Source organism: Lichenicola cladoniae, assembly GCF_013201075.1.
GTDB lineage: Bacteria > Pseudomonadota > Alphaproteobacteria > Acetobacterales > Acetobacteraceae > Lichenicola > Lichenicola cladoniae.
In genome coordinates, this window is record NZ_CP053708.1 from 4,267,455 (window position 1) to 4,291,764 (window position 24,310).

The following is a 24,310-nucleotide window of genomic DNA, read 5'->3' on the forward strand; positions in this document are numbered from 1 at the left end:
GACATCGTGTTGGGGTTGGAAAATTCATCACCTGCTGAGATCCTCCGCCTATGCCGCCGGATACCGCCAACGTCACCCGAGAGGTCTTGTACGAGCAGGTCTGGTCCACACCCATGCTGCGCTTGGCCAAGGATTACGGCGTCAGCAGCAATGCGCTGGCAAAAACCTGTCGGAAGCTCGCGATCCCAGTTCCGGCTCGGGGGTATTGGGCCAAGCAACAAAATGGCAAGAAGGTGCCATCGAAGCCGCCGCTTCCTCCGGTCAGTCAGCCGCACCAGAACATGGCCACCATCACACGAACCGTTCCTGCCACACTGGAACTAGAACCACAGTCCGATCCTGTTTTGGTCGCATGCGTTCGATCTTTCGAGGTTGAGGAAAACCGCATCCGGGTTTCGGACGAACTGCGGAAGCCTCATCCCGCGGTTCGCCCAGCGCGACCTCTCCACCCGGCAGGCCGCGACCCGTATGGGCGCCACAACACCATCCCGGATGAGCCGAAGAGCCTCTCAGTGTCGGTTGTTAAGGAGCATCAGGATCGAGCGCTGCGCATCTTGGACGCCCTGGTGAAAGCACTTGAGGAACGAGGCTATCCGGTAACGGCGGAAGGCGTGCTGATTGAGGGTCACACGGTGAAGCTGGGCATCTTGGGCAAGCAGGACCGGACACCGCATATTCCCACCTCGGCAGAACGGCAGGACGAGGCCAGATGGGGCAAAAAGGTCCCTCTATGGGACTATTTTCCTAGCAGCCTACTAACCATTCATTCCGACAGCTACGTCTGGTGGCGCAGGGACCTTCGGAAGCGCTGGAGCGATACGAGAAGCGCGCGGTTGGAGGGCATGCTCGACAACATTCTCATAGGTTTGGTCGCTCTGGGAGTCGCGATGCGCCAGCGGGAGGACGAACAGCAGGCTGAGGCTGAGCGCCGCGCTGAACTGGCGCGCCAAAGGGAGGACCGTGAGTATCAAGAACGTCTGACGTTGGCCAGGCGAGACGACATCACCGCGGCCGCGAGATCTTTTTCCGACGCTGGATTGGTCTGTCGCTTGATCGAGGCCGTCGAGATGCGGGGAAAAGCCGACGGTCTACTGCCGCCACTGGAGGCATGGCTACAACGCGCTAGAGAAGTCGCTGTCGGCCTTGATCCCCTATCCGACGGGCTTGAACAGATGGTTGATCGGCACGATCGGACGGCTGCGGAAGAGGCGGAACGGAAGAAGCCGGCGCCAAGGCCGCATTGGGCATAGCATGGAACGACAAAACCACGCCGGTTGAGGGCGGGGTTTCTGCGGTGCCGACAAGCTTGTCATTGCCTGATCGTCGGACCCATCGGCTTCCTCACAGAGGCCTTGTAAGCCGGGCACGACCGAAGCCGTGGAGCGGGGGACTATCGAGAGGACGTGCTCGAACTCTTTGTGGGCGAGGACGAGGACGAAGAGGAGGACGAAGCGGCCGGTTTTACCGGAGGCATTGCAATGCGGAGACTAGACGGCGGTATCGCGCCGTCTTTAGCAAGAACAGCGGTTTTGGTCATACTTGTCACTTCTTACTCGTTGGCGCAGGCGCTGGCGGAGCGGCTGGCTTTACCGGCGGCATGCCGATCCGCAATGTCGAGGCTGGCACGATGCCACCTTTGATCTCTAGAGGCTCATGGATCAACGTCGGTCGATCGGTCATCGCAGCACCTCCATATCAAACAGTCCCTTGAAATAGGCAGCTGTCTCGGTCTCTGCCACCTTCAATAGGTCGGACCTGCGGGTTAGGCCGTAAGGAAAGTGTTTGGCCTGCAGGTCGTGTTCTACAGTCATGATACGCCGTCGCGCCGCAGAAATCTCCTCCTCTTCGAGTTTGCCCGCAGCGATCCGCTCCCACTCGAACTGCGCCTCGATGAATAGGGCATCCAGGCTCTGCGTGAGGCGCGCTGCACCCTCATGGACTTTCGCCAGGGGCAAGGTGCCTTTAATCACATCAGCGACCTGCGCGATCGCGATTACACCGCCCCAGACGAGAGGATGTGCCTGCACGATCGCCCACGCTGCGATCGCCCCGCTCGATGCTACTGCTTTGATCAGATCGAACAGCCATATCCGGCCCGCCACGCGCTCGCGATAAGCCTTAATGTATTCGGCACCGACCTTCAGTTGGACGAGCTGGTTCCAGTAGAGCGATTGCTGCCGGACGGGTGGCGGGTAATGTTCCAGGATCAACGTTACGTCGTTGGGCGTCATGGACGGTACGTTATTGCTCATTTTCGATCCGCCGTTGCGAGCATCCCCCGCCGCATCCACGCCAGCACCGCCTGCACGGTCCGGATCTCCTGCGCCGTCATCTCCCCGGCATGCAGCCGGATCGTGTGGGGCGACATGTCGAGCATCGCCGTTGCATCGCGCATGGCTCGGGCGTAGCCGGCGGCCTCGGCACCGTGTTCTTCGCCTAAGGTCATTCCCGCACTTTCGGCTCAGCAAGCCCAAGACGGTGAGTGGCCCGAACATCCCGGCATTCCGCCTCCGATAGCCGCCGCTTGGCCAGCAACGCATCGGCCAATATCCCAATCTCTGTCCACCATCCCGCGACAAGATCACGCGCCTGCTGATCCCACAGTCGAACCAGCAGATTGGCTGCTTTGGCAGAGCCGCCGCACAGCTCCATCGCCTTTACGGCTACTTCCTCGCGATCACCTTCGCCATGGTGCACGCGGATGCTGCGAGGGTTGTATCGTCGCTGAGCAGCTTCGCCTGCCATCGCGACCACCGCCCCCTTGTGAGTTGCTTCGAAGCCGGCATTGGCTCGCAAGAAACGAACATGTCCCGCTGATCCTCTCTGCATATCCGCCTCGACCGTCACGTAGTCGAACCGCACCCCTTTGAGGATCGCGGCGAAGGCATGCCCAGCCTCATGGTGTGCAGTGGCGGCAAGGGCGGATCGGGTCATGTGGCGCTCCTTCCCTGGCAAACCGCCTTTGCCTGCGCGATCCGCATTCACGACAGGCGCGCGTCGTCTGGTAGCTGCGGCAGAGTGACCTCAATCACCAAACAAATCTCCATGCCTGACCTCCCGCGCCACCGCCTGCGGCATCGATGCGGCCACCGCCGTCGCTGACCACCGCCCCCGAGCGGTCGCCACCCGCAGTCGTTGCGCCTCACCAAGCGGCCGGATCGAGGCCCTGCCCTCCTCGAAAGCCTTCAAGGCATGGGCCGCGCCTTCTTCCATGAGCGCCGTCATCGACTGCCTGGACCAGTAGGACGCAGCACGGAGCCGCTCGAACAGTTCGGGCTCAAGCATCAGGGTGATCTTGCGCCGCGGCACGAGCTTGCTGGTTGCCAAGAACGCCTGCCAGCTGCGGCGAAACCACTCAGCCGGGCCCATCGCACGCTTTGCCAGATTACAGGCGCCGTGCATGAGCTGCATGTTCTCGAAGATGTCTTGCCCACCACCAGCCAGCGGGACCACGTGATCGACGTGGATGTCCTCGCCAAGCGGCTTGTGGCAACCGGCGCAGCGGCCGCCCTGTTCAGAATATAGGACCGCCCAACGAACCCGGCTGATGTTAATCCTGGCAGGGCGGGCCATTGTTATGGGGTCTCGCTGGTCGGCTTCTTCAGGCGCACGCCTGCTCCGCCACCGTTTTCAGGGATGAATTGGACGCCGGCGGCTTCAAAGGCTGTTTGGAGAGCATCAAGCGTCCGTTCGTAGGGCTGACGGATCCCACGTTCGAAGTCGGCGATCGTCTTCTTGGCCACCTTCGCTGCCTTTTCCAAATCCGCCTGGGACCATTCGAGGAGCGCTCGAGCAGCACGGCATTGTGTCGCTTCAAAGGACAAAAGGTGTAACCTTACATCAAAGGAGTTGACCTACTTCGGTCGCAGGGTTACACCATACATGTAACCTAACTTCTGAGCAACCATGTCCTATCAGACCCGCCACCTCGAAGCAGCCGCTCACCCGCTCCGGTCGATCCCAATGTTTCGCCCGGCTAGCCCTCGGCGCCGCGTTCATGCCGAAGCAGGACCCTCTGACCATTGCCCGGCAGATGGCCGCTCGTACTCTCGAGCTCGCCCGTTTCGAGATTGCCGACGCTTAGGAGGCCTACGGCAAAGCGAAGGCCGCCATAGGCGGGGTCAACCGCATGAGCCGCAAGGACCGGCACGACAGGGCTATCTCGTCGGATCGCTACGTCGCCCGCCGCCGCAGCGAGGCTTTCTGCACCATGAACCGCCGTCGCGGACGCTTCCTGCGGGCCCACAAAGCGCTGTTCGCAGCCGACGCTGCCCTGCTGGCGCTGGCGAAATGAGATGATCAGCGTCCTCCTCCTGATCGTGGCCGCCGCCGCGGTTTTCGTCATCGGCTGGTGCTTCGGGTTCCGCGACGCGGCCAAGCAGGACCGGCAGACCATCGATGCGCTGACAGCACCATGGGACGGCACCGAGCGTCGCCAGGACACGAACGGGGCGTCGGTATGAACCGCTCGATCGCCATCCCGCCGATGCCGCCAACCCTGAATGCACCGGCCTACACGCCGCTCGCCCTCGCAGCCCGTGAGCGCTTCCTGCGCGACGCTGCATCGGCTTGGGCCCGTGCTGGTGATGCTCAGACGGCCCTGCTCCTGGCTCGTGATGCCGACGTGCAGCACCGCCGCCACCGCCCGGAGAAATGACGAAACAGATTGCTCGCCCGATTTGTGGTCGCCGCGACGCGCAGGACCAGGATCGGAATTGAGCCATCCGCCCGGGCGGAAACCCGGTGAGTCCTGCGACAGCGGGGCAAGGTCGGTGCGATCGAGGCTGCGCCCCCGATCGCACCTGACCCCAAGCAAGGTGATGAGACCATGCGAGAGGCTGTTTTAATTCCTACCATGTTGCGGCCGCGGGCCAGCAACATCATCCCGCTGCCGGTGCGCGAGAAGACGCTCGCCGTCTTGCGCGAGGCGGTTGCCGACCTCCCCGCCCACGAGCTGCCGGCTGTCGCTGCTTCGCTGGCCAGTCTGGCACGCACGGCACACGCCGCCGGCGAAACGGCCGATTTCTACGACCGTACGAAGGCAGCCTATGCCGCGCTCGAGCGCGTCCTCCGTGAAGGGGGGCGTATCTGATGGCCCGCACCACCCGCCGCGACCTGCTCGGTGCAGGCGTTGGCACCTTCACCTTCCTGACCGGCATTGCCGCGGTCGCGAACGCCAAGCCTGACACACAAGCTGGAGAGGCTGTCCCAACGCCACGAGACGATGCCGAGCTGATCATCATCGGTCGCGAGGCCGCCGACCTGATCGAGAAGCGTAGGCCGTTGGAAGCGCGGTGGTGGGCGCTTCCAGCAGACACTCGCCAGTACGACAATGCTCAGAGGGCCGAGCTTTACGCTGTCAGTGAAGCAATGCAGCCCATCGATGATCGGCTGTCTGAGTTGTCAGATCGTTCGGTTGTTCTGCGGGCGTTCAGCCGTGCGGCCATGATCGCGAAGGCCCATCTGATCCGTCATGAGATGGAAGTCGTCCATGTGACGGCCGGTGTTCTGGATCCTGAGATGTTCGATCCGCACGAGGCCATCGTGTGGTCGCTGCTCGAGGATCTTCTAGGAGGGTCGGTGTGATGGCTTCCCTGTTCGATCTCGGGCTCATCCCGTCCGACAACGCGCCACCCGACGCCATCCTCATGGCCCGTGTCGAGCGGTTCATCGACCTTCGGCCTCACGTAATGGCGATGGCTCCCGAGACAGCCACCGCGTGGTTGCGATGCGGGGAGAGGATGCTCGATGGCATGCCCTTCCCCGTCGCCGCCTACCTGTTCCATCGCGAGATCGGCAGCGGACAACGGGAGGCACAAAACGCTGTCGCCCTCGCAATCACCGGCACCGCGCTTGCCCCATCCTGGGCGGAAGCAGGCACCATCGCCCGACAGGCCAGGGTAGTCGCCAACCTGCGGCTGCAGAAGCAGGAGACGGCTCGTGCTCGCCGGAAGCGCATCCGTCAGGTCGACAAGGTCATGCGGCGCCTGGGGCGCCGCTGGCCGGCGGTTTTCACCGACCCGGTGCCCCTGGCGATCGGCGTCACCGTGCAAATCCGGGCCGGCATGGGAAAGGGCGTCACCACCACCGCGATCAGACGGGCGGTCCAGCGGTGGGTGACGTCGGTTGGTTACCTCAGCGCCCTGGCCGGCGGCGAGGAACGCAGGAACCTCGACGGCAGCCCGGCAGGCGCTCCGTCTCAGGAGCGCCGCCAGCGGGCACAGACGCAGCTGGGCACGATGTGTGCGCAGGTGACGGCATGAGCTCGGCACGCAGTTTCAGCGCCGAGCAGGACCGGTTGATCGTCGACGGTCGGGCCGCAGGCCGCTCCTGGACTGACATCGCGCGAGATATCGGCAGCACTGGCAAAGCTTGCCAATATCGTTTGTCCCGGGGTCTGGGGTTGCATGATCCGAAGGTTGTCCAGGTCGGTCGCAGGAAGGAACGGCGTGACTACGACGACCCAGACGAAGCGCAGCTCAAGCGCCCGCCCCTTCCGGCCGGGGACGCCGCGACCTGGCAGGCGATCACTGCCGGAACGTTGCTGGATGGGAGGGCTTTCCGATAAAGGCGGCCGAGCTCACATCCCAACTTCGGCAACTAAGGTCGTCGGCTGAGGCACTTACTCGACAACTTCCTATGGACGGTTCAACCTAATCGCGTAGATCCTGAGCTTCTGACATAGGCACGAACTCCGCTCTGGTGAGGCTCCAAACTTCGGAGAATAACGAGAATGACCCGATGAGCGAGTTTTCACCCAATCCGAGCTTCATCATTCGCGATAGAGAGGAGGTTCGAAGCCTCGTCGGTCTGACGCATGACTTAGCGATCCAGAAGGTTCAAAATAAGCTCGGCAAGCATGCCAAGGAATTGATCCGGCGCTCGCCATTCGTCTGTATCGGCTCCCAAGGCTTGGGAAGCGGAGCTGATGTAAGCCCCCGTGGCGATCCCCCCGGCTTCGTCCAGGTGCTAGATGATCGTACGCTAGCGATTCCCGATCGGCCTGGTAACAATCGCGTCGACACGTTGTTTAATATAATTGAAAATGACTGTGTGGGACTGTTGTTCGTCATCCCAGGTTTTGATGACACTTTGCGCGTGAATGGACGAGCAACCCTAACCAACGATCCAAGCTTATTAGCGGCGGATTCAAGTTCCGGAGCGAACACCCACGCCGAAGACTTTGTTTACACCAGCCTGCCCGGCCAGCAACATGCTGAATTGCTCGCTTGGCGTCGCGTAGTCGAGCGTCTTTCGAGGACGGCTATTCAGGCTGTCGGCAACGATGTCGAGATCGTCCTGATCCAAGCCCGACAGAGCCGTGCCTTTCGGGAAATACTGGCGCAGCAGACCATTGGTGTTTTCGTTGGAGCCACGCTGCCAAGGTGAGTGAGGGTCGGCGAAGAAGATCCTCATGCCAGTGCTCAGCGCCACGCTTTCGTGCTGTGCCATTTCCTTGCCTTGGTCGTAGGTCAGCGTCTTGCGCAAAGATGCGGGAATGGCATTCAGCGCGCCGGAGAAAGCGCTCGCCACCACATCGGACTTGCGCGTAGGCATGTGCACCAGCACCACAAAGCGGCTTGTCCGCTCGACCAACGTGCCGATGGCACTCGCTCCGCCGGTGCCCAGAATAAGATCGCCTTCCCAATGGCCCGGGACCAGCCGGCCCTCGATTTCCTCAGGTCGTTCCTTGATGTTGGTCATGTTGCAAAGTTTGCCGCGGCGTTCGCTGCCCTTTGGCTTGCGGCCGCGCATTGGCTTGTCCTGTCGCAAATACGAGATCAGCTCACGGCGTAGTTCACCGCGCGGCAAGGCGTAAATCGCCGTGTAGATTGCCTCGTGCGATACCGACAGACCAGGTGGCTGCTCCGTTCCCGCCTCCATCCGCTTACGCCTGCCCGATATCTGCTCGGGGGACCAACCCAGACGCAAAAGCCCCGCCACACGGCCGAACAGCTCACCATCATGCGCCAGAACAGGCCTGCGTCCAGTCAGGCGACGATCTGCCTCGGCCTGCGTCGCCGCAGCCTGCGCCCGGTAGGAGGTCGCGCCGCCATGCCGATTGATCTCGTCCGAAATCATGCCCGCAGAGCGATCCAAGTCGCGTGCAATCGCCCGCACGCCCCAGCTATCACAAAGGCGAACCTCGATCATCGATCGATCAAACACCGTTAGCTTACGTCGTTGCCCTGCCATCCCACCACCCTACACCCGTTGGCCCGGCGTGGGTGTTCGCTCCGGAACTTGAATCCGCCAGCTGAAATGACTGTTAACGGTCGCAGTCCTGAACTGGCAATCATAGTTCAAATAGACGAAGTTTTTATACACTGTGCAAAAGCGTTCAGACGCTCTCACCTCTGGAACCCTAATTTTTTCCAAGATCGCAGTGAAATGCCCTCGCTTGTAAAGATTGTGTCAGATGAAACAACAGAGCTAGTCTACAGTCCTGAAGAGCAACGGCAGATAGATGCAGAGCTAGAACAAGCCTATAAGACTACACTATATTAGAACAAGGCATTTGATAGAAATGTTTTTGAATACACTGACGGCGTTTAGTACGGTTGAAGGGATCGCCCGATCGTTGGCTTAGGTAGGGATGCGGGGCAGTCCCGCCACTAGACGGGGTAAGATTGCCATTCCGTTCAAAGCCCACGGGGAGCATTGCCACCATATTTTAAACCAGGGCTGTCGGGTCACAAACTCTGCCGTTTAGGCCGGAGTAAGACGCAGCATCTACCACTGCCAACCGTGGGGCGAGGCTTGCTTTGGCCAGGTGATCCACAAACTTGCGGCGCGATAACAGCCCGAACAATGCTTGAGGGTGTTGCTTACCGATGATGGACGAATGCGCCCTCCCCGCCTTCACCTCGGACGAACTGCTCGAGGTAGCGATCGAGCTTCGCCGCCATGCCGCCCGGCATGCCCGGACTGAAACGGAGATGACCCACTTTCTTGACCGCGCAGACGAGATCCTGGCTGAGGCTCGAGCTATGGTCGAATGCAGGCGTAGCAAACGTACAGCGGCTATGACCTGAAAACATGGCACGCGACAAGGGCCCTTCACCAGGGTTTCAGAACGGCGCCACCAGGCCTGCTGTCGCCGGCACAGCTTCTCGACGCGGCAAGATTCCTCACCCGCTTTGCCGATGCGGCCAGAGCCAGAGGAGAGCCGATCATGGAAGAGAAGTTCCGCCGCCGGGCGCATGAGCTGCGAACCAAAGGCCGTCGGGGCATATCTGGATGAGCGCGTCGGGTATCGACGTTCATATACGAACCACAAGGAGTAGCCGTGACCGGATTTAATCCAACACTTGCCGCCTTGTTCGGCAGCATCGCCACTGCCGCGGCAATCTTCGCCGGTGGATTAGCTGTCGAGTCCTACAAACGCGATCGCGACCGCGCCGGGATGGCATTGGCTCTTGCCGGCGCTATCGACGCACTTTTAAGCTTGATTGCGACCCGTGAAATGATTCAGGAGCTCATGGAATCACTGGAACCGTTAGATGCAGGTCAACACGTGACCTTCGGCTCGATCATTGGCGAGAACGCAGCGTTCAAAACCATGACCCTCGCCTACGCCGACCGGATCGGCCATCTCGGCCACGATTTGCCTTTCCGAGTTGCCCGTTTCTTGGCCTACACAGAAGGTCTTCTCCACGATCTCGCGCGGCTGAACCAGAACGGAGACAAGCCTCAGGTCCAGGCCATGCTTATTCGGCGCATGAAGCCGGTTTGGCTACAGACCGAAACGCTGGGCAAAGGGCTTGTGCTCGACCTGAAGCGAGAAGGCGCCTCTCGTAGTCGGCGTCCTGCTAAGAATTAGCAAAAAATGCGCGCCTCTCCTGCCAACGCTGACCGTGCTGGAGATGAATGACGTCGCTGCCGAAGAGGTAGACCCGCCGGATCAGGGGTTGCAAGGCGGTCCAGGTCGTCAGCGTGAGGCCGGTCCCGGAGACTAGAATTGAGGTGGGCTGAAGATCCAGCCGGCGGGAACAACCGGTTCATGAGGACCACCAAGCTATGCTGGCCAGGTAGGGGCTCGACGTGATTATGGGCAGGCGGAGCGGTCCTGATCCCAAAGCCATGCTGGCGTGCATGGGCGATCTCTGCCCGTCGCACCAAGCGCTGGCTGCCAGGGCTGGGGTCGGGCTGATGACGGTGGCACGGCACCTGGGCTTAATGGTGCCGCTGGAGCTCCTGACATGGTTCCGGCGACTAGTGCGCAGGCCACGGCCGGGGGGGTGGGCGTGGCGCGGTCCGTATGAGGTGCGACCTGCGGGGAGACACGACGTGGCCATCAGGCCAGAGCCCGATCCAGCGAAAGCCAACGCATGACGGCCCCGCGCGAGATCTACAGGTTCCGGCTTGGGCGAGATGCCAGCGGCGCCTATGTCGGCGAACTAGTCGATGATTGGGGTTGGGTGTAAACTCCCCACGCGGTCACGGCGGAATTAACTAGAGTTTAACATTTGGTAGCAACGATATGGCGGGGCGCGTGTTGAAAGGAAGCCGGTGCGCACGGGTGCGGAGTAGATCATGACATTCGACGATCCATCGATGGCAACTCTACTTGAGGCCATGGGCGATGCAGAAATCAATGACCTTGATTATGGCGTGGTAGGGCTCGACCAAGAAGGCCTGGTCGAATGCTATAACGTGCATGAGGAGCGTTATTCCGGCCTGTCACGTACCCGGGTGGTCGGCCGGCCTTTCTTTTTCGATGTAGCGCCGTGCATGAACAATTACCTGGTCGCGGAGCGTCTTGAGGAGGCCAGCCTCGACGTGACCCTACCGTACGTGCTGACGTTTCGTATGCGGCCGACGCCGGTAAAGCTCCGCCTGATCCGCACGCCGACGTTCCGACGTCGCTGGGTGTTGATTTCGCGTGTCTGACGCGTACACCCCAAGTCAGATCGCCGATGAACATGAGGCGCTGCTGCAGTTCCTCTATCTATGCCCGCACGGCATGGCCCAATTCGACCGCAGTGGCACCATTCTGATGCTAAACCCGGCTTTCACCTGCTTAGTGATGCCGCTGGTTGGGCCTGATATCCCCACATTCAACATCGTCGAGCTGCTGGAGCCATGGCTGCCGGAACTGCGCAGTCTACTGCAGGATCCCCGTCCGCGCGGCATGATCTGCGACGGCACACCGATATATCCGGGATCGGCGGCACCAGGACATGATCCGAGCGTGCTGGCGCTGACGGTAGTACGTATGGATGCCGACCGGCACATGGCGGTGCTGGCCGACGTGACCAAGTCGGTCGCTTTTAAGCGGGGCGTCCACGACAACTAGGACCTGTTGACGAAAGGCGGTAGCCAAATACGACTGGCGGCCAGTCGGAGAAAACCGAGAAAAGACACGGCGTTGTGTCGTATCGGGTAGCGAAGCGGTTGGGTGATCGCAATCCAAGCTAAAGTGGTCGACCAGGACGGCGCTAAGGTGTTTGAAGGGACTGGAACGTTAACAAATACACCTAGGCATAGCGATGGCTGAACGTATCATTGACCGCCTCCTGCCTTTACGAGAGGTCAAAGACCGGGTCGGGTTCAGCCATACGGCTATCTATCGCAAGATGGCAGCCGGCGAGTCCCCCCAGGCGCGCGCTGTCGGTCCGCGGTCAGTCCGTTGGCTCGAGAGCGACATTGAGAAGTGGATCCACGGCTTGCCGCTCACCTCGCACGCCCGACGGACGTAGCCAGAGTGAATAACTTCCAACCCCGACATTTATAATCCCCGGATCTGAGAATTTCGGCGAGACATGCTTAATGCCGGCTGATTCAGAGTAAGCGTTCGACCGGTGCGCGTTGAAGTCCGCAGTCCCACGGTCTAAGGATGCTTGGAATGGTCGCGTTCGCAAAATGATGGCAATGATCCTATTGATCGCGATTTCCGTATCTCTTCAGAAAAGTCGACATGCAGGGGATTGCAGTCACCCGATAGCGACGACAACGGGGGGTAGGCCTTGGAGGAAGCTTTTGAATTGCTGGAAGCCGACATAAACGGCCTGGAGATTGGCTCGACCACTTCGGGCATGCTGAGGGTCAACGTGTTTCCACCGGGCGTGTCGGTGGCTTTGAGCCTTTCCGCTGAGGAGGCTCGCTGGCTGGCCGGGGCACTCCGCTACTGGGCTGACGTCAGTGAGGGCAACGCAAGCCCACCTTTCGCGAACTAGCGGGTTCCTTGATTCAGACGCACGATCTAAGCTTCTAACGACAACCGATGTTGCCTCACGGGTCGGCTGTCATCCCGAGACAATCCGACGCGCACTCCGCCGCGGTGACCTGGCCTGCTACCGCACGCGGGGCTACACGAGGGTCTTTGAGGAGCAGCTTACCACCCACCTAGAACGTTCCATCCAGCATGTGACGGTGGGAGCGGCTGATTGCTCGACGCGCAAGGTTGCACAGGATTTCCAGCTTGATCGACGGATGCAACAGGCATTTGGCAAGCGATGACCGGTCCTTACGCCTACTCAGTTTCGCAGCTCGCCAAGGCTTGGGGGGTGTCCGACCGGACGGTTTACACCCTTGTGGCGAGCGGCCAGATCGGACACCTGCGCATCGGCAAGACGATCCGTGTGCGGCAGGCCGATCGGGATGCCTATGAGGCAGCGGCCTGGAATGCTCCAGCAGTGCCGCCACCAGCGCCGCCGGCGGTTACGCACGCATTTTCTGTTTCAGCTCCTACTGGCCGCGTGTCCCCCAATAGCGCGTTTCGTAAGGGACAGAAGTCGGCACGAGCCCGCTAAGGAGCACTTCTTCGCCCAACCACGGATCTAAGCCGAGGCTGTTTACGAGACCCGCTCGATTTTTACCCGGGCAAGTCCCTGCTTCTGCATCCCGAGATGCCGGGCGGCGCCTAAGCTAAGGTCGAGAGCATGTCCGCGACGGCCCACACGATCGGTCACCAGCACCAGCGCGTTCCGGTGGTTGGCCAAGTTCGTCACCCTCACTGTCGCACCTAGCGGGAGCGTGCGACTGGCCGCAGTCATTCCCAGAGGCCTGAAGCGCTTTCCATTCGCCATTCGCCGACCAGTTTGGCGCGCACCGTAGAAGCTGGCGGTGGTGCCGGCGGCGATGTGGTGACTATGGTTGCCAGGGTGTAACCGATGGTGCCGATGACCATGCGCCTATGCTGCTGTGGCGCCTGCGACAAGGAAAATGCAGGAGATTGTGAGGCTTTGAAGGTACGAAGACATAGTTCTAATTTAGGACTAATCTCAGCGGATGCGAATCATTTGTGCGACAGCATTAGGACGGTGTTGATGCGTCCCAGGTTAGTACACCCCGAACCCCTCCGGAATCGGCGGCGGAAGACTTTACGACATGTTATGTTCTGCGGCGGCGCTGCCGCAGTCGCCGAGTTGAGCGGGCAACCGAGGCACTGGCGCTACAGTAGCCGTTACCAAGTGACGTGCGGCGCGAAGCAGGATGGAGCCGAACCAGAATTCCGGGGTTACCATCACTGCTGTAAGCCTGAAACTGCAGTGCCGGGTTAAAAGGACATCTCGCTGTCGACCGTTTCGTGATTACTGAGTTTGTCGAGGTAATCTCCTAAACGCGCCGCGAACAGTGCCTGGTTGAGCTCGAGGCCGTGCCCTGACACCACGTCTCGATGTTGCGCAGCAGGGTCTGAAGTGGGGGCTCGGAGTGTTCCGTCGCAGCGTAGGCTTGAAGAATGCCGGTTATCCTCATTAAAGGATTGCTTGGCAGTTCGAAGGTAGCGGCCATGTTAGCTCCTGTAAAAACGGACGAGATAAATGGTCACCTCGGTCGGCCGCTTTTTAAAAGAAAAATCGTAGCCGCGAATGAAAATAGTTTTGAGATCGGTCCCGATAGAACCCCAGCTATGTGTTTCCTTGCCCAGGTAGAAGTGTTTCCTAACCCCGGTGAAGGTGTTTCTTCGGAACCCCAGCAAAGTGTTTCCTAACCCCCAACAGAGTATTTCTTTCTAAAGGAGTAACGGGGGGAGAAGGCAGAGCGCCTGAAAAACGGCTCCCGCCACGGACCGTCGGCAAGTCGAGCGCGACCAACGACGGTGGCCATTGGTCTGCTTGAACAGCGTGCCGCGACCCACCTCTGTCGATACAGCCAGATTTTGTCGTCCCATCGAGGTCGAGAAAACCAGAAACGCGGGCACACGCAGTATCGAGGGTGTGGATCGGCTGAGGCTCCGTCCGCAGTGTATCCTGTCGTGCGGCAATCCTTAGGCTGGCCAACCTGATCGATCTGGACCTGGTGCTTATAGGCTTGGCACGCCCAACAGGCTGTGCTTGCCTCCCTAGATGGTCGATGAAATCCCTGTTTGGTCGCCGGTCGCAACGAGGTCTGGCGCGATTGCGGTCGTGCTGATGGCTATGTGCATTGTGTTCCCGGCACACGCCGCACCTGCCAGCCTCCAGATCTCAGTTCCTGCGGCAAGCCTGCTGGTCGGAGATCGCATCCCGGCATCGGCATGGCCTGGTCGGCTCATTCGAACTCCTGATGAGGACGGCCAGTTCGAGGTCCTGGTGCGCAAGACCGCGGCGATTGGTGTCAACGCAGCAGCTTGCCATTCACCCTGGCTTCTGGTTCGGATGCCTGCGGTGCTGCCACCGGTCGATGCAGCCTACCACCCAACGGCGCGGGACCCGACGAACCAGCGGAAGCTCGATGAGGCGAGGGCAGAGTATGCACGCCTACAGGAGGCCGCCGCCGCCGGGCGGCCAGCGACGTTTCGGGTGGATGGGGGCCCCTATGCGACCAAGACAAGGCTTGGCCTGAGATTGTCTGGGTGCAACCTGTTCTTCTCGATGCCAGGGGGTTGAGATGACGACGCACGGTCGACGGCATCATCGACGACTGCCCGTATCGCGGATCGACGCGTCTGACTTCCTTCTGCACACGCTCCGGCCGACCCTGAAATCGATCGGGCTCTACTCGCTGGAAGCCGAAAAGCTGCTCATGGGGACGGCGGCTCAGGAGAGCAACTTCCGCAACGTCTCCCAGAACGGTGGTGGTCCGGCCAAAGGGCTATTCCAGATGGAGACCATCACGCACGACGACCTATGGACAAGGGTGGTCCGTCGACATGCAACGTTGGAATTGAGGATCCGCGCTCTGTTGAACGGCGCTGCCCCTTCGGCTCCAATGCTGTTGGGTAATGCGGCCTATGCCGTAGCTATGTGCCGCGTGAAGTACTGGAGCGTCCGAGACCCCGTCCCAAGGGACCTGGTCGGCTGGAGCCAATATTGGAAGCGGTGGTACAACACCCCGCTCGGCAAAGGGGCACCAAGCGAGTTCATCGCGAACTGGCATCTCTATGTCGACCCAGTCTATGCCCGGCTCCCAGATGACGCTGACCAGGCGGAAGATCAGGCTCCTAGCCTCGGAGTGCCAGCTTTTCCCTTTACGATCGTGATCTAGCGGTCCGTGGCCGATTGGATGGGCATGGCGAGCGGGTAGGAGGCGGCGTAGCCCGGCGCGCATTGCGATGCCGTATGAAGCGCGGTCACGCTGCTCGACGGATGCATCTGTCTATGGAACCTCGTTTTTGATGTTCACCGGACATGCACCCGGAGCCAGCGAGCCGTCGCGGCGCGTAGGCGGGCATATGTTGCACATGCGCAGAGATGACAATAGCACTTGTTCACGTTTCGTTCGTACGCGACCATGAGCTGCCATGGGACACAACACCTCACGCCAGAAGGCAGCCTCCTATGTTCGCGAGCAGCTTCTCGCTGGCTATCGGACTGGCACCTGATCGCCGACTGCGGCCGATGCTCGCGGCAAGGTGTCGTCCTGGTAGGGGTGCTGGTCAGGGGGCGGCCGCATATTACCATGTCACAAGCTTGGCGCGCTTACGGTGCGCTATTTGTTTGCCCCCCCCTCCCGGCGAGGTCCGGCTCGAGCGCAACGGTCGCGATCGCCGGGCTAGCGAGCTATTAGAATTACCGACTTTCTAGCCAGTAAGCGCGCTCTGCAGGCGCACTAACGAGTCCGAGACAAAGGATTGTACCGCTGGGTGAGAAACAGGTGGCGGATTCAAGTTCCGGAGCGAACACCCACGCCGAAGACTTTGTTTACACCAGCCTGCCCGGCCAGCAACATGCTGAATTGCTCGCTTGGCGTCGCGTAGTCGAGCGTCTTTCGAGGACGGCTATTCAGGCTGTCGGCAACGATGTCGAGATCGTCCTGATCCAAGCCCGACAGAGCCGTGCCTTTCGGGAAATACTGGCGCAGCAGACCATTGGTGTTTTCGTTGGAGCCACGCTGCCAAGGTGAGTGAGGGTCGGCGAAGAAGATCCTCATGCCAGTGCTCAGCGCCACGCTTTCGTGCTGTGCCATTTCCTTGCCTTGGTCGTAGGTCAGCGTCTTGCGCAAAGATGCGGGAATGGCATTCAGCGCGCCGGAGAAAGCGCTCGCCACCACATCGGACTTGCGCGTAGGCATGTGCACCAGCACCACAAAGCGGCTTGTCCGCTCGACCAACGTGCCGATGGCACTCGCTCCGCCGGTGCCCAGAATAAGATCGCCTTCCCAATGGCCCGGGACCAGCCGGCCCTCGATTTCCTCAGGTCGTTCCTTGATGTTGGTCATGTTGCAAAGTTTGCCGCGGCGTTCGCTGCCCTTTGGCTTGCGGCCGCGCATTGGCTTGTCCTGTCGCAAATACGAGATCAGCTCACGGCGTAGTTCACCGCGCGGCAAGGCGTAAATCGCCGTGTAGATTGCCTCGTGCGATACCGACAGACCAGGTGGCTGCTCCGTTCCCGCCTCCATCCGCTTACGCCTGCCCGATATCTGCTCGGGGGACCAACCCAGACGCAAAAGCCCCGCCACACGGCCGAACAGCTCACCATCATGCGCCAGAACAGGCCTGCGTCCAGTCAGGCGACGATCTGCCTCGGCCTGCGTCGCCGCAGCCTGCGCCCGGTAGGAGGTCGCGCCGCCATGCCGATTGATCTCGTCCGAAATCATGCCCGCAGAGCGATCCAAGTCGCGTGCAATCGCCCGCACGCCCCAGCTATCACAAAGGCGAACCTCGATCATCGATCGATCAAACACCGTTAGCTTACGTCGTTGCCCTGCCATCCCACCACCCTACACCCGTTGGCCCGGCGTGGGTGTTCGCTCCGGAACTTGAATCCGCCGGTAGATTAGGAACTGCTTGCTGGATCCAAGTTAATGTTTCTCGAATTGCATCTTCTTGTTTATCCTTTGCTACTTTCATGACCTTAACATCATCCTGAGCAGCGTCTGTTTGGTTCTTTGCTGTAGCTAAGACCTGTACTGCATTTTCTGAAGCGACCTTTGCGGTTTCGTTTGCTGTCTGCGCGCTTGCATTTGCTGCTTGCGCCGCTTGAGAACCGACATTTACACCAAAGTAAGTGCCCAGAATGGTTCCAAGAAACGTAGTCATCGACCCTACAATTGCCACGACATCGCTAGAACTTCTCGGCCTTGACAGGTAGTGACCTGCCTTGTCCGTCAGTGGGGTACCACCAACGTCAACTAAATAACCGCCAGGCTGCCAAAGGAGCGCCGCACAGACAACGAGCAGCGCGACCAAGACGCATACAATAACTATAAGCGCACGATACAGGGACTGGCGGTTCGAAAGATCTTCTGCCGTCATGTTCGAGACCTATCTATTTTGTTACCAACATCGACTTACTCATTCTCAGTACGAGATTCAGCGGTTGACATAAATAGGCTATTTTACTTTTATATTTGTTATATCAGAATTTATCCAGAGAAGCTGCTGGAGGCCGGATTGGCCGCAACCAACTCAACTTCCAGAGCCTCATCTGGATTATTGGTTTAGATTGGTGTTGTTATATCTAACAGACTCGGAAATTCTGGTTGCCGCTAACACGCCAGTTGGCGATGCTTCTCTATCAAAAATGCGAGGCGGAAATGTTTACTAGGGGCTTAGCTATCGGCTCACTCATACTCGTTACGGCTTGTTGTCAGGACCACGGAGGGATCCAGCCTGTGTCCTTTGAACAAGCTCTAGAAGGTGCATTGGCTGATATCAGAGCTGCGTATGCCCATGAGAAACCATATAGGGACGTTAAATATGCTCCAGGCTGGAGAGCATGCGAGCTTGATACGACGTTTAACGTCATTCTCGTGAACACCCACTCAAGTGGGGGAGGAGCCACTATTGGTGGGCCGGCTGGTGGAGCAACTATCGCAGGCAGCTACACCTGGGCAATCAGCAACAGCAAGACAGTTGGCAACGAACTTAAGCTGACTTTGAAGACAGACGACTGCTTAGATGCAAAGTCTGCGGCCATGTTACCTGGGCATAAACCAGGTGATTTTGTGCGAATGCAGATAATGGAGGTTCCCTGACCTTGCCCTCGCTCTGAAATAGAATCTTTTACCAGGAGACGGGTGATGAAGCGGTCAAGATTTACCTCATTGGGAAGCTTGGCCCTAACGGGGCCATCTGCCTGGCCGCTACCACGACGCTCCTGATTTTGAAATCGGCGCATTACCCTATCGATCTCAGCCCGGGACTGCGCCTCTGTTCTCGGCTGGCCTGGAACTCCGCAGCACGGACCGGTGCCGCTCCCGACAGTGCTGGAACCGATACCTCAGGCGCCTATCCGAACCAAGCCGATGGAACCCCCGAAAACCCCAAAGGCACCATGCCAGCAGGAAGGTGCACCACGTTGTGAATCGTCATACGCAGACGTTGAAAAACAATTCCGCGTCCCGCACCCTCGACCGTGCGGCCGGCACCGATACCTCGGGCGCCTATCCACGCCAAGCGGACGGTACGCCTGGCAACCCGCCAGGTACGGCTGTTAGTCGAGCGCTTGGCACGACCAACCCGAAATAACACCATCTAGTCTGTTAGCACCTGAATCCAGCGAGTGTGATCATTAGTGCTGTTGATTGAGAAGCTCCTTGAGCTGCTTGGATAAGCCGATTGCGGCCCAAGCAGTAGGGTGCGATTATCCGGCAATGACTCGTGATTACCTACTTGAATTCGAGGCCATTCTAGTCGGCCAGGAATGTGCAATCAGTCGTCGAGAGCATGATTGGCTTTTCACCTTGTCCGGTAAAGGAAGCCTAGCGGTTAGCGTTCCATGGAGGGTTGTTTCCCAGGAATGCATCGAATTCGGGTCGGAGGATCATGGGCATCTGTTCGGCTTATCAGTTCCAGTTGATGGCGAAGAGATATGCCGCAAGCTTATCGGCAACAGGCTTGTCACCTCAGCACTGGTCGACAGGCAGACGGCAGACCTTACGCTGCACTTTGGATCCGCGATCCGCATCGACATCTTCAACAATTCAGCTGGCTATGAGGGATGGGACGCTGGTGTTGATGCCGGATCCAAAAGCATGAGGGGGATCGCCCTCGGCGGCGGTGACGTAACGGTATTCTGTTAGCCTTAGGGCCTATTAGCACTTGATCCAGTCGCACGCGGCAGCGAGGCAGAGAATGCCCATGAAGGAGCGAGAGGTCTTCTCGTAACGTGTGGCGACCGCCCGCCACTCTTTCAATCTGGCCCACAGCCGCTCGACCTGGTTGCGATTATTATAGATCCAGGCCGGACAGGACAGCGTCTCCTCGTTCCTGCGCGTCGGGATCGCAGGACGTGCGCCCAGGCTCCAGATGTGCTCGCGAAAGCCGTGGCTGCTGTAGCCTCGGTCGGCGACTACCCACTTCGGCGCGCCGGGCAGCTTTGCCAGCAGCGGTATGGCATGAGGCAGTTCGTGGTGCTGGCCTGGCGCCAGAATAAAGGCCACAGCCCGACCAATGGCGTCTGTGATTACGCTTGCCTTGGTTCCAAAGCCGCCCCGAGACCGGCCCAGCGCCTCACGTTCGTCGCGTTGTTCTGACGTATCCCCTTTCGAGGCGCGCCTGCAGCCTTCTGATGGGCCCGGATATTGGTTCCGTCGAGGAACGTCATGCCCAGCTTCACCTGGTCCTTCTGGGCCAGGATCAGCAGCCGCTCCCACACGCCCAACCTGGACCAGCGGATGAACGTTTGAGCGGCCTTCCACCAAGGCCCCAGCACGTCTGGCACCGCCCGCCACTTCGCTCCGTTCTGATGGCGCCACAGGATCGCTCCCATCGTCTGGCGGAGATCCTTCGGCGCAACCTTCGCCCGCGGCCGGCACGCCTAGATCAATGGTTCAAGCGCCGCCCACCGCCCATCCGTCAGCATCCAGGTCATCCTCCCCGAAAGCCAGCACAACGCAAACAGCGCCAGATAGATTCAGGTGCTAACAGGCCCTAGACCACAATTGGCTTGGCCAACTAATCCATCTGGATCAAGATGCAAACCTTCCAGAGATCGTAAACTGGAATCCGTCCAACCATTGAGAATGTCTCATGAGCGAATCTGCCAAAGACTTTGTGCGCCAGTGGGTGGCAAAAAACATTCATGACGAAGCCTATGTTCGTGCCGACGCGCCTGATCCACGTCCCGTCGCACTCGCAACACGCTGTAAGGCAGATGGCGCGGTCGCCGGCTGGACAGATGAGCAGCTCGGCAAGGCTGTCAGCGATTTACATGGTGCCGGAAGCTTGGAAGCATGCATGGCACTTGAGATCGACCTCTGCGCTCAGAAGCACCTCGCTGAGGTCGGTCACCAGCATTCCTAATACTGCACTGAGATCGCGTGCCGATCGCTATTGTTTCAGCGGCTCAGCCTGGACGGCGGGCTTCATACCGAAGGGCCCCGTCCTCCAGCGCCAGAACGGCTTCGTGACGCTTTGATAGCTACCGCAGACCGGGGCCGTGAAGCTCTGGCGTGAGCAGGATCTCTCAGATGGCTCCGGGGACGGCGGCGTCGATCTGGGCAAGGGCGTGGTCTTGAATGTCGGACATGCCGCGAGCTTAGCATCTCCAGAACTGGAGGCATTAGCAGACCAATGGGCCTGCCGGCGCCGCATCCCGGCTCAATCAGCCGCTGACCGGCTGGCCTTCCAGGATGACCAACAACAGCCCGGCACCGCTCGGGATGGTGCCCGGCTCCCATACCGCAGAATTGAGCATCTGAGCCCGGTCCAACGGCTATGGCCAGGCGCCTATCTCCAGTAGATTGGTCGGCGGCCTCCGATGGGTCGAGTAGCGCCATCCTCTGTGCGCAACGGGCCAGACGATCGGCATTTTCAGTAGCATCTTCATGCTGTAACGCGGCGTCATGCGACTTGACCTGATGCTAACAGGCTCGGCACCCATCCTGCCAACTTCCAGGTCGCCGCAGGGCCACTGCAACTTAGTGGTGTCTACCTTGGTGCGTATTCCGTTGATGCTGATCAGCCATTCCAGCTGATCGTGATCACCGTTCATGGTGATCCGGATCACGGTGTTCACCCTGCCTGGGGAGGGCATGGCGGACAGCATGACGTGGTGCCGGTGAGCTACCACTGACGGTTGAACAGGTCTCACTTCTCCTTGGCGCTCGTCAAGCCTTCTGCCGTGTTCAGGACCTGGCGCTTGCGCAGACTTTCGCCTTTCAGCTCGATGCGATGGGACCGGTGAATGATGCGGTCGAGAATTGCATCGCCCAGAGTGGGATCGCCAATGATCTCGTGCCAGCGGCTCGTTGGGACCTGGCTGGTGATCAGCAACGAGCCTTTCCCATCGCGGTCATCGACGATCTCCATCAGGTCGCGACGCTGTTCAGCCGACAGCGGCTCCGGGCCCCAATCGTCGATGATGAGCAGGCGTGTGCGCTCGATTGTCCGCATCAGGCGCGGCAGGCGCCCTTCGCCACGCGCCGTGGCGATGTCGGCAAACAGCCGCGGCGCACGGCGGTAGAGCACAGCGTAACCTTCCCGGCAGGCTTTGTGTCCCAGCGCACAGGCCAGCCAGGATTTACCCACGCCGGTCGGGCCGACGATCAGCAGATGCTGGCTGTCGCGGATCCAACCGCAGGCCGCCAGGCTCTGGAACAGGCCACGATCGAGCCCGCGGGGCGTGCGCAGATCAGTGTCCTCGACCACCGCATTCTGGCGCAACCGGGCATGGCTGAGCCGCCGGCCGAGCCGCTTGTTGTCTCGCGCGGTCACCTCGCGATCGACCAGCAGGCCGAGCCAGTCTTCGCGCGACAGATCATCGGCCGCACTTTGGCGGCTCATTTCGATGAATGCGTCGGCCATCGCGGCCAGGCCAAGATCGCGCAGACGGTCCACCATGGGATGGATCAGCATTGTCTTTCCTTTCAATGATAGTAGCCAGGACCGCGAATGTTCTCGTGCATCAGGCTGGGCTGGTCAGTGATGGCGGACTTTTTCTCCTGGGCATTCTTCAGGATCGCGGCGACAGAGCCGTAGGAGCGGGTGCCGAGTGCCAGGGCCTTGGCACAGGCAGCGTCCACCCGTTCCGGGCCGTAACGGCCACGCAGGCCGAGGATACCGATGCAGGAGCGCAAACCCTGTTCGGGATGTGGCCGCGAGCGCAGCACGATCTCGATCAGAGCCGCGGTATCGTCGCCGGTTGCCATCGCCTCGCGTGTGATCCGCTCATGGGTCCAGTCGCGGTAGCGCCGGTGCGTGCTCGGCATGTGGTCGCTCACCGTGCTTGGCTGATGCTGGCGCACGCTGCGAAGATGCGTGGCCACGAGGCTGCCGCGGTGGAAAATCTCCACCGTCCTGGTTGTGATGCGTGCCTCCACAGGCTGACGGACCAGCCGGAACGGCACCGAATAGAAATGCCGGGCGATCTCGATGTGATAATCGAGATTAACCCGGCAGTACCGCCAGTCCGCATACTCGTAAGGCACTTCTGGCAACGCCAGCAGGGCCGGACGATCGAGCTGTTCATACAGGGCACGGCGCGTCGTGCCCCAGCCGCGCATCGGCCGGTCGTTGATCTGCTCGACCAGCTCACGGATCGCCAAGTTGAGATCGGCCAGCGAGAAGAACTGCCGGTTACGGAGCTGGGCCAGAACCCAGCGCTGGACCACCTGCACGCCGACTTCGACCTTGGCCTTGTCGCGCGGCTTGTAGGGCCGGGCCGGAATGACCGCACTGCGATAATGCGCCGCCATCTCGGCGTAGGTGCGATTGATCGTCGGCTCAAAGAAACAGGCCCTGGTGACGCCGGCCTTGAGATTGTCGCTGACGATCTGGTGCGGCACGCCGCCAAAGAAGGCCAGAGCGTTGACATGAGCCGAAATCCAGTCCGGCAGCGTCTGGCTCCAGGTCGCCTCCACGTAGACAAAACTCGACGCCCCCAGCACAGCCACGAAGATTTCGGCCTGATGCTTCTCCCCGCTTGCCCCGTCGATGACGGACATGCTCTGACCGGCGAAGTCGACGAACAGCTTTTCGCCGGCCGTGTGCACCTGGCGCAGCGTCGGTTTCAACCGTCCGGCCCACGCGCGATAGAGATCACAAAACCACGAGTAGCCAAACGCGTGAGCCGATCCTGCGCGGTATTCTTCCCATAACAGGGCCAGCGTCATGTTTGGCCGGCGCAAATCGCGGTGAACCGCCGCCCAGTCTGGCACCGGCCGCTGATCCAGCGGCACATCCGGCAGTGGCGGAAACAGCAGCGCCTCAAGCTGCGTGTCGTCCATGTCATCCGGTAATGGCCAATCCAGGCCAGCACGATGGGCCCGGCCCAGGTAATCACTGATCGTTCCCTGGCCCAGCCGCAGGCTCAGTCCGATCGTTCGCTGCGGCAGCCGCTGTTCCAACCGCAGCCGCAGAAGCTCGCGTATCTTGCGCATCGACACTCTCTCGCCTGGCATCCCGACCCCTTGCTCCCCGGCAACAGGTCGACACTACCCTCGGTTGAAGACTGTCAGCGGCAGCCGACCGGCATCGTCATCTCCAGCATGATCAGGATCACCGGAACCGATGATCGCCATCAAACGGAATGCATGATCGAGATCGAACGGATTCAATGATCACCATCAAACGGAATCAGTGATCAGGATCAGCCGGAACACGCATACCTTGGGGGGGCGCGACGCCTGGCTCGTGCAGAACATCGACGCGGTGGACGCCACGATCCGGCTGTTCAAGCCCGATCTGGATATCGGCATTGTTCGGGTACGCCCGACACCACGGCGCCATGCAGCGTTCCGGGGCGAGAGTAGCCGCCTGATCCTCGACATGCTGCGGGAGGCCAGCGAGCCGCTGAGCACTCGCGAGATCGTGCAGCGGGTCATGGAGGCGCGGGGGATCAATGCCGCCGATCGGCCGATGGCTGAGACGATGCGGATGCGAGTGGCTTCATCGCTCAGGGGGATGCGGGACCGGGGGACGCTGACGAGTTCGGCCGAGCGGGGGACGAATGTTCGGTGGGGGTTACTAGGTTGAATCGTTAAAATATCGTTAATCAAGCTA

33 protein-coding genes and 2 pseudogenes are annotated in these 24,310 nt (G+C 60.2%); 22 read left to right on the forward strand and 13 right to left on the reverse strand.

Annotated elements, in window-relative coordinates; all coding sequences use genetic code 11:
- Positions 1–50: 50 nt before the first annotated feature.
- On the forward strand, positions 51–1,250 hold the full coding sequence (locus tag HN018_RS19270; RefSeq protein WP_171835833.1) for a hypothetical protein: 1,200 nt from the start codon (positions 51–53) through the stop codon (positions 1,248–1,250).
- A 426-nt stretch (positions 1,251–1,676) separates the two neighbouring features.
- Here the strand turns inward: HN018_RS19270 and HN018_RS19275 are convergent, their stop codons facing one another.
- The 5 genes from HN018_RS19275 to HN018_RS19295 all read right to left on the reverse strand — a co-directional run bounded on the left by HN018_RS19275 (position 1,677) and on the right by HN018_RS19295 (position 3,824).
- Positions 1,677–2,252 (reverse strand): hypothetical protein, encoded by a 576-nt coding sequence (locus HN018_RS19275; RefSeq protein ID WP_171835834.1) that lies wholly within the window; start codon positions 2,250–2,252, stop codon positions 1,677–1,679.
- Positions 2,249–2,446 carry a hypothetical protein gene (locus HN018_RS19280; RefSeq protein WP_171835835.1) on the reverse strand — a complete coding sequence of 66 codons (198 nt, stop codon included), beginning with the start codon at positions 2,444–2,446 and terminating at the stop codon, positions 2,249–2,251. The genes HN018_RS19275 and HN018_RS19280 overlap by 4 nt, the downstream gene beginning before the upstream one ends.
- Positions 2,443–2,934: a hypothetical protein gene (locus tag HN018_RS19285; protein WP_171835836.1), complete on the reverse strand. Its 492-nt coding sequence runs from the start codon at positions 2,932–2,934 to the stop codon at positions 2,443–2,445. The genes HN018_RS19280 and HN018_RS19285 overlap by 4 nt, the downstream gene beginning before the upstream one ends.
- Positions 2,935–3,024: 90 nt before the next feature.
- A complete protein-coding gene (locus HN018_RS19290) occupies positions 3,025–3,573 on the reverse strand; it encodes an HNH endonuclease (protein ID WP_171835837.1) in 549 nt (182 codons plus the stop codon).
- Positions 3,574–3,575: 2 nt separating this feature from the next.
- Positions 3,576–3,824, reverse strand: a complete 249-nt coding sequence (locus HN018_RS19295; RefSeq protein ID WP_171835838.1) for a helix-turn-helix domain-containing protein — start codon at positions 3,822–3,824, stop codon at positions 3,576–3,578.
- A 305-nt stretch (positions 3,825–4,129) separates the two neighbouring features.
- Between HN018_RS19295 and HN018_RS19300 the strand changes: the two genes are divergently transcribed.
- From HN018_RS19300 to HN018_RS19335, 8 genes and pseudogenes are all read left to right on the forward strand, one after another.
- Positions 4,130–4,294: a hypothetical protein gene (locus HN018_RS19300; RefSeq protein WP_171835839.1), complete on the forward strand. Its 165-nt coding sequence runs from the start codon at positions 4,130–4,132 to the stop codon at positions 4,292–4,294.
- Between the two features lies 1 nt (position 4,295).
- On the forward strand, positions 4,296–4,463 hold the full coding sequence (locus tag HN018_RS19305) for a hypothetical protein (protein WP_171835840.1): 168 nt from the start codon (positions 4,296–4,298) through the stop codon (positions 4,461–4,463).
- The gene (locus HN018_RS19310; RefSeq protein WP_171835841.1) at positions 4,460–4,657 is read left to right on the forward strand and encodes a hypothetical protein; all 198 of its coding nucleotides are present in this window, start codon (positions 4,460–4,462) and stop codon (positions 4,655–4,657) included. Before HN018_RS19305 ends, HN018_RS19310 begins: the two co-directional genes overlap by 4 nt.
- Positions 4,658–4,828: 171 nt before the next feature.
- A complete protein-coding gene (locus tag HN018_RS19315) occupies positions 4,829–5,092 on the forward strand; it encodes a hypothetical protein (RefSeq protein ID WP_171835842.1) in 264 nt (87 codons plus the stop codon).
- Positions 5,092–5,586 (forward strand): hypothetical protein, encoded by a 495-nt coding sequence (locus HN018_RS19320; RefSeq protein ID WP_171835843.1) that lies wholly within the window; start codon positions 5,092–5,094, stop codon positions 5,584–5,586. Before HN018_RS19315 ends, HN018_RS19320 begins: the two co-directional genes overlap by 1 nt.
- Positions 5,586–6,263, forward strand: coding sequence for a ProQ/FINO family protein (locus HN018_RS19325; RefSeq protein ID WP_171835844.1), 678 nt, complete (start codon positions 5,586–5,588; stop codon positions 6,261–6,263). Before HN018_RS19320 ends, HN018_RS19325 begins: the two co-directional genes overlap by 1 nt.
- Positions 6,260–6,568, forward strand: coding sequence for a hypothetical protein (locus tag HN018_RS19330; protein ID WP_171835845.1), 309 nt, complete (start codon positions 6,260–6,262; stop codon positions 6,566–6,568). Before HN018_RS19325 ends, HN018_RS19330 begins: the two co-directional genes overlap by 4 nt.
- A gap of 173 nt (positions 6,569–6,741) precedes the next feature.
- Positions 6,742–7,134: pseudogene (locus tag HN018_RS19335) on the forward strand (pyridoxamine 5'-phosphate oxidase family protein); the annotation flags it as partial.
- A gap of 15 nt (positions 7,135–7,149) precedes the next feature.
- Here the strand turns inward: HN018_RS19335 and HN018_RS19340 are convergent.
- Complete coding sequence (locus HN018_RS19340) at positions 7,150–8,196, reverse strand: IS30 family transposase (protein WP_172443453.1); 1,047 nt, start codon at positions 8,194–8,196, stop codon at positions 7,150–7,152.
- A 1,093-nt stretch (positions 8,197–9,289) separates the two neighbouring features.
- Between HN018_RS19340 and HN018_RS19345 the strand changes: the two genes are divergently transcribed.
- The 7 genes from HN018_RS19345 to HN018_RS29460 all read left to right on the forward strand — a co-directional run bounded on the left by HN018_RS19345 (position 9,290) and on the right by HN018_RS29460 (position 12,755).
- Positions 9,290–9,823: a hypothetical protein gene (locus HN018_RS19345; protein WP_171837900.1), complete on the forward strand. Its 534-nt coding sequence runs from the start codon at positions 9,290–9,292 to the stop codon at positions 9,821–9,823.
- A gap of 713 nt (positions 9,824–10,536) precedes the next feature.
- The gene (locus HN018_RS19350) at positions 10,537–10,893 is read left to right on the forward strand and encodes a phosphonate transporter (RefSeq protein WP_171837901.1); all 357 of its coding nucleotides are present in this window, start codon (positions 10,537–10,539) and stop codon (positions 10,891–10,893) included.
- Positions 10,886–11,299, forward strand: coding sequence for a hypothetical protein (locus HN018_RS19355; protein ID WP_171837902.1), 414 nt, complete (start codon positions 10,886–10,888; stop codon positions 11,297–11,299). Before HN018_RS19350 ends, HN018_RS19355 begins: the two co-directional genes overlap by 8 nt.
- A gap of 193 nt (positions 11,300–11,492) precedes the next feature.
- Positions 11,493–11,702: a helix-turn-helix transcriptional regulator gene (locus HN018_RS29450; RefSeq protein WP_171837903.1), complete on the forward strand. Its 210-nt coding sequence runs from the start codon at positions 11,493–11,495 to the stop codon at positions 11,700–11,702.
- 285 nt (positions 11,703–11,987) lie between these two features.
- Entirely contained in the window at positions 11,988–12,179 is a 192-nt protein-coding gene (locus HN018_RS19365; RefSeq protein ID WP_171837898.1) for a hypothetical protein, read from the forward strand.
- Positions 12,145–12,462 (forward strand): helix-turn-helix domain-containing protein, encoded by a 318-nt coding sequence (locus tag HN018_RS29455; protein WP_171837904.1) that lies wholly within the window; start codon positions 12,145–12,147, stop codon positions 12,460–12,462. Before HN018_RS19365 ends, HN018_RS29455 begins: the two co-directional genes overlap by 35 nt.
- The gene (locus HN018_RS29460) at positions 12,459–12,755 is read left to right on the forward strand and encodes a helix-turn-helix domain-containing protein (RefSeq protein ID WP_171837905.1); all 297 of its coding nucleotides are present in this window, start codon (positions 12,459–12,461) and stop codon (positions 12,753–12,755) included. The genes HN018_RS29455 and HN018_RS29460 overlap by 4 nt, the downstream gene beginning before the upstream one ends.
- A gap of 42 nt (positions 12,756–12,797) precedes the next feature.
- Here the strand turns inward: HN018_RS29460 and HN018_RS19380 are convergent, their stop codons facing one another.
- Both HN018_RS19380 and HN018_RS19385 read right to left on the reverse strand, forming a co-directional pair.
- The gene (locus HN018_RS19380) at positions 12,798–13,031 is read right to left on the reverse strand and encodes a septal ring lytic transglycosylase RlpA family protein (protein ID WP_171837906.1); all 234 of its coding nucleotides are present in this window, start codon (positions 13,029–13,031) and stop codon (positions 12,798–12,800) included.
- Positions 12,995–13,132 (reverse strand): hypothetical protein, encoded by a 138-nt coding sequence (locus HN018_RS19385; protein ID WP_171837899.1) that lies wholly within the window; start codon positions 13,130–13,132, stop codon positions 12,995–12,997. The genes HN018_RS19380 and HN018_RS19385 overlap by 37 nt, the downstream gene beginning before the upstream one ends.
- 552 nt (positions 13,133–13,684) lie before the next feature.
- On the opposite strand from HN018_RS19385, the gene HN018_RS19390 reads away from it, so the two are divergent.
- Together HN018_RS19390 and HN018_RS19395 are read left to right on the forward strand one after the other, a co-directional pair.
- Positions 13,685–13,936 carry a hypothetical protein gene (locus HN018_RS19390; RefSeq protein ID WP_171837907.1) on the forward strand — a complete coding sequence of 84 codons (252 nt, stop codon included), beginning with the start codon at positions 13,685–13,687 and terminating at the stop codon, positions 13,934–13,936.
- Between the two features lie 878 nt (positions 13,937–14,814).
- Positions 14,815–15,411 carry a hypothetical protein gene (locus tag HN018_RS19395; RefSeq protein ID WP_171837908.1) on the forward strand — a complete coding sequence of 199 codons (597 nt, stop codon included), beginning with the start codon at positions 14,815–14,817 and terminating at the stop codon, positions 15,409–15,411.
- Between the two features lie 618 nt (positions 15,412–16,029).
- On the opposite strand, the gene HN018_RS19400 is transcribed toward HN018_RS19395, so the two are convergent.
- Together HN018_RS19400 and HN018_RS19405 are read right to left on the reverse strand one after the other, a co-directional pair.
- Positions 16,030–17,034, reverse strand: coding sequence for an IS30 family transposase (locus HN018_RS19400; RefSeq protein ID WP_204259518.1), 1,005 nt, complete (start codon positions 17,032–17,034; stop codon positions 16,030–16,032).
- 22 nt (positions 17,035–17,056) lie between these two features.
- Positions 17,057–17,620, reverse strand: coding sequence for a hypothetical protein (locus tag HN018_RS19405; protein ID WP_171837535.1), 564 nt, complete (start codon positions 17,618–17,620; stop codon positions 17,057–17,059).
- A 359-nt stretch (positions 17,621–17,979) separates the two neighbouring features.
- On the opposite strand from HN018_RS19405, the gene HN018_RS19410 reads away from it, so the two are divergent.
- A complete protein-coding gene (locus tag HN018_RS19410; RefSeq protein ID WP_171837534.1) occupies positions 17,980–18,342 on the forward strand; it encodes a hypothetical protein in 363 nt (120 codons plus the stop codon).
- Between the two features lie 570 nt (positions 18,343–18,912).
- On the forward strand, positions 18,913–19,389 hold the full coding sequence (locus tag HN018_RS19415) for a hypothetical protein (RefSeq protein WP_171837533.1): 477 nt from the start codon (positions 18,913–18,915) through the stop codon (positions 19,387–19,389).
- Between the two features lie 12 nt (positions 19,390–19,401).
- Here HN018_RS19415 and HN018_RS19420 read toward each other — a convergent pair.
- Positions 19,402–20,171: pseudogene (locus HN018_RS19420) on the reverse strand (IS5 family transposase).
- A 167-nt stretch (positions 20,172–20,338) separates the two neighbouring features.
- Here HN018_RS19420 and HN018_RS19425 point away from each other — a divergent pair.
- Positions 20,339–20,611 (forward strand): hypothetical protein, encoded by a 273-nt coding sequence (locus tag HN018_RS19425; protein WP_171837532.1) that lies wholly within the window; start codon positions 20,339–20,341, stop codon positions 20,609–20,611.
- A gap of 786 nt (positions 20,612–21,397) precedes the next feature.
- Here HN018_RS19425 and istB read toward each other — a convergent pair.
- On the reverse strand, positions 21,398–22,165 hold the full coding sequence (gene istB / locus HN018_RS19430) for an IS21-like element helper ATPase IstB (protein WP_171837390.1): 768 nt from the start codon (positions 22,163–22,165) through the stop codon (positions 21,398–21,400).
- 11 nt (positions 22,166–22,176) lie between these two features.
- Positions 22,177–23,688 (reverse strand): IS21 family transposase, encoded by a 1,512-nt coding sequence (gene istA / locus HN018_RS19435; protein WP_408886729.1) that lies wholly within the window; start codon positions 23,686–23,688, stop codon positions 22,177–22,179.
- Between the two features lie 229 nt (positions 23,689–23,917).
- Here istA and HN018_RS19440 point away from each other — a divergent pair, with 229 nt between their 5' ends.
- Complete coding sequence (locus HN018_RS19440; RefSeq protein WP_171837970.1) at positions 23,918–24,283, forward strand: Rho GTPase-activating protein; 366 nt, start codon at positions 23,918–23,920, stop codon at positions 24,281–24,283.
- The last annotated feature ends 27 nt before the right edge of the window (positions 24,284–24,310 follow it).

Coding starts and splice junctions, on each gene's coding strand:
- HN018_RS19305 (WP_171835840.1), top strand. CDS start 4,296: ATGATCAGCGTCCTCCTCCTGATCGTGGCCGCCGCCGCGGTTTTCGTC.
- HN018_RS19400 (WP_204259518.1), bottom strand. CDS start 17,034: ATGATCGAGGTTCGCCTTTGTGATAGCTGGGGCGTGCGGGCGATTGCA.
- HN018_RS19280 (WP_171835835.1), bottom strand. CDS start 2,446: ATGACCTTAGGCGAAGAACACGGTGCCGAGGCCGCCGGCTACGCCCGA.
- HN018_RS19320 (WP_171835843.1), top strand. CDS start 5,092: ATGGCCCGCACCACCCGCCGCGACCTGCTCGGTGCAGGCGTTGGCACC.
- HN018_RS19310 (WP_171835841.1), top strand. CDS start 4,460: ATGAACCGCTCGATCGCCATCCCGCCGATGCCGCCAACCCTGAATGCA.
- HN018_RS19270 (WP_171835833.1), top strand. CDS start 51: ATGCCGCCGGATACCGCCAACGTCACCCGAGAGGTCTTGTACGAGCAG.
- HN018_RS19390 (WP_171837907.1), top strand. CDS start 13,685: ATGCCGGTTATCCTCATTAAAGGATTGCTTGGCAGTTCGAAGGTAGCG.
- HN018_RS29460 (WP_171837905.1), top strand. CDS start 12,459: ATGACCGGTCCTTACGCCTACTCAGTTTCGCAGCTCGCCAAGGCTTGG.
- HN018_RS19330 (WP_171835845.1), top strand. CDS start 6,260: ATGAGCTCGGCACGCAGTTTCAGCGCCGAGCAGGACCGGTTGATCGTC.
- istA (WP_408886729.1), bottom strand. CDS start 23,688: ATGCGCAAGATACGCGAGCTTCTGCGGCTGCGGTTGGAACAGCGGCTG.
- HN018_RS19340 (WP_172443453.1), bottom strand. CDS start 8,196: ATGGCAGGGCAACGACGTAAGCTAACGGTGTTTGATCGATCGATGATC.
- HN018_RS19325 (WP_171835844.1), top strand. CDS start 5,586: ATGGCTTCCCTGTTCGATCTCGGGCTCATCCCGTCCGACAACGCGCCA.
- HN018_RS19405 (WP_171837535.1), bottom strand. CDS start 17,620: ATGACGGCAGAAGATCTTTCGAACCGCCAGTCCCTGTATCGTGCGCTT.
- HN018_RS19395 (WP_171837908.1), top strand. CDS start 14,815: ATGACGACGCACGGTCGACGGCATCATCGACGACTGCCCGTATCGCGG.
- HN018_RS19315 (WP_171835842.1), top strand. CDS start 4,829: ATGCGAGAGGCTGTTTTAATTCCTACCATGTTGCGGCCGCGGGCCAGC.
- HN018_RS19275 (WP_171835834.1), bottom strand. CDS start 2,252: ATGAGCAATAACGTACCGTCCATGACGCCCAACGACGTAACGTTGATC.
- HN018_RS19425 (WP_171837532.1), top strand. CDS start 20,339: ATGAGCGAATCTGCCAAAGACTTTGTGCGCCAGTGGGTGGCAAAAAAC.
- HN018_RS19350 (WP_171837901.1), top strand. CDS start 10,537: ATGACATTCGACGATCCATCGATGGCAACTCTACTTGAGGCCATGGGC.
- HN018_RS19285 (WP_171835836.1), bottom strand. CDS start 2,934: ATGACCCGATCCGCCCTTGCCGCCACTGCACACCATGAGGCTGGGCAT.
- HN018_RS19300 (WP_171835839.1), top strand. CDS start 4,130: ATGAGCCGCAAGGACCGGCACGACAGGGCTATCTCGTCGGATCGCTAC.
- istB (WP_171837390.1), bottom strand. CDS start 22,165: ATGCTGATCCATCCCATGGTGGACCGTCTGCGCGATCTTGGCCTGGCC.
- HN018_RS19290 (WP_171835837.1), bottom strand. CDS start 3,573: ATGGCCCGCCCTGCCAGGATTAACATCAGCCGGGTTCGTTGGGCGGTC.
- HN018_RS29450 (WP_171837903.1), top strand. CDS start 11,493: ATGGCTGAACGTATCATTGACCGCCTCCTGCCTTTACGAGAGGTCAAA.
- HN018_RS19385 (WP_171837899.1), bottom strand. CDS start 13,132: ATGGTCATCGGCACCATCGGTTACACCCTGGCAACCATAGTCACCACA.
- HN018_RS19380 (WP_171837906.1), bottom strand. CDS start 13,031: ATGGCGAATGGAAAGCGCTTCAGGCCTCTGGGAATGACTGCGGCCAGT.